This is a genomic window from Paenibacillus gyeongsangnamensis, from assembly GCF_027533625.1.
Lineage (GTDB): Bacteria > Bacillota > Bacilli > Paenibacillales > NBRC-103111 > Paenibacillus_G > Paenibacillus_G gyeongsangnamensis.
This window is the reverse complement of record NZ_JAQAGZ010000068.1, coordinates 1-1223: the sequence shown is the minus strand read 5'-3', so window position 1 is coordinate 1223 and position 1223 is coordinate 1. Positions and strand designations below refer to the sequence as shown.

Genomic DNA, 1223 nt, shown 5'->3' with positions numbered 1-1223 from the left:
ACCCTCTGTGATGAGCCTTTCCAGACTGCTTCACCTAACAAACTAATCTCATGTTGACGTCCCACAACCCCAGGGGGCAAGCCCCCTGGTTTGGGCTAATCCGCTTTCGCTCGCCGCTACTGACGGAATCACTTTTGTTTTCTTTTCCTGAGGGTACTTAGATGTTTCAGTTCCCCTCGTCTGCCTCTGCATCACCTATGTATTCAGTGATGAGTACGTATCAATTACGATACGTGGGTTCCCCCATTCGGACATCCCCGGATCAAAGCCTGCTTACGGCTCCCCGAGGCGTTATCGTTGTTCGCCACGTCCTTCTTCGGCTCCTGGTGCCTAGGCATCCTCCGTGTGCTCTTATTAGCTTAACCTAAGATCTATTCGTTAGAATGGATCCATTCGGAAGCTAAAAGCATTTCAGATACTTCAGCTATTGTTACTTTGTTTCGATATCCAGTTTTCAAGGAACAATCCTCTGCCGAACTTGGCAGGAGTATTAGATTATCACACCGCTCAAGAAACTACAAGCGGTAGATTATGGTGGACCCAAGCGGGATCGAACCGCTGACCTCCTGCTTGCAAGGCAGGCGCTCTCCCAGCTGAGCTATGGGCCCAAATTTACCCCAAAAAGTGAAGAGATGCTCTGAGGGTGATTCCGAATACTTTTCGGGGACCCCGATCTTTCACTATTCAGTTATGGTGGGCCCTAGTGGACTCGAACCACCGACCTCACCCTTATCAGGGGTGCGCTCTAACCAGCTGAGCTAAGGGCCCTCATTATGAAATTCACCACTAAAAGTGGCAGGCTTGGCGACGTTCTACTCTCCCAGGACCCTTCGGTCCAAGTACCATCGACGCTGGAAGGCTTAACGGTCGTGTTCGGGATGGGTACGCGTGGTTCCCTTCCGCCATCATCACCAAACCTGCAAGTTTCGCATAGCGAAACCAATTGAAAGGCATTACCCTTTCAAAACTGAACACGAGTGAGTGCGTTGCAACCGTGTGGTTGCTTTATGTCCGTTGCCCTGCAGGCAACATGGACTCCATAGAAAGGAGGTGATCCAGCCGCACCTTCCGATACGGCTACCTTGTTACGACTTCACCCCAATCATCTACCCCACCTTCGGCGGCTGGCTCCTTGCGGTTACCCCACCGACTTCGGGTGTTGTAAACTCTCGTGGTGTGACGGGCGGTGTGTACAAGACCCGGGAACGTATTCACCGCGGCAT

The 1223-nt window shown here is 51.8% G+C and carries 2 tRNA genes and 3 rRNA genes; all 5 read right to left on the bottom strand.

Annotation, left to right across the window (positions count from 1 at the left end):
- A 23S ribosomal RNA gene (locus O9H85_RS37365) occupies nucleotides 1–365 on the bottom strand; the annotation flags it as partial.
- Between the two features lie 167 nt (nucleotides 366–532).
- A tRNA-Ala gene (locus O9H85_RS37360) sits at nucleotides 533–608 on the bottom strand.
- A gap of 83 nt (nucleotides 609–691) precedes the next feature.
- A tRNA-Ile gene (locus O9H85_RS37355) sits at nucleotides 692–768 on the bottom strand.
- Nucleotides 769–799: 31 nt separating this feature from the next.
- Nucleotides 800–916 (bottom strand): 5S ribosomal RNA (rrf, locus tag O9H85_RS37350).
- Nucleotides 917–1043: 127 nt separating this feature from the next.
- A 16S ribosomal RNA gene (locus tag O9H85_RS37345) occupies nucleotides 1044–1223 on the bottom strand; the annotation flags it as partial.